Raw genomic sequence first — 658 nt, 5'->3', positions numbered from 1 at the left:
GTGAAACCAAACATCTTGAATAGTTCGCCTGCTGGGGCAGATTCACCGAAGGTTGTCATACCGATGATACGGCCGTCAAAGCAACGTACTTGTACCAGAAGTCTGCAATACCTGCTTCGATAGCGATGCGTGCTGTAACGTCTGACGGAAGTACTGCTTCACGGTAAGCGGCGTCTTGCTTATCGAATGCATCGGTTGATGGCATTGATACAACACGTACTTTCTTACCTTCTGCCGATAGCTGCGCAGCCGCTTCTACTGCAAGCTCAACTTCAGAGCCTGTTGCAATCAGGATAAGCTCTGGTTTGCCTTCGCAATCTTTCAGGATGTAAGCCCCTTTTGCGATATCAGCAACTTGCTCAGCGGTACGCTCTTGTTGTGCTAGGTTCTGACGAGAGAAGATAAGCGCGGTTGGCGCATCTTTACGTTCGATAGCCAGTTTCCAAGCCACTGCAGACTCAACCTGGTCACATGGACGCCAAGTGCTCATATTTGGCGTAAGACGTAGAGAAGCCATTTGCTCAACCGGTTGGTGAGTTGGACCGTCTTCGCCAAGACCGATAGAGTCGTGCGTGTAGACTTGGATGTTCTGAATTTTCATCAGAGCCGCCATACGCATTGCGTTACGTGCGTACTCCATGAACATTAGGAATGTTGC

Annotated in this window: 1 pseudogene; it reads right to left on the bottom strand. The window is 49.7% G+C overall.

Going from position 1 to position 658, the window contains the following annotated elements:
• Positions 1–658, bottom strand: a pseudogene (locus SU60_RS14210) (transketolase-like TK C-terminal-containing protein); the annotation flags it as partial.

The sequence above is a fragment of the Vibrio mytili genome, assembly GCF_000830505.1.
Classification (GTDB): Bacteria; Pseudomonadota; Gammaproteobacteria; order Enterobacterales; family Vibrionaceae; genus Vibrio; species Vibrio mytili.
This window is presented reverse-complemented; position numbering and strand designations above follow the sequence as displayed.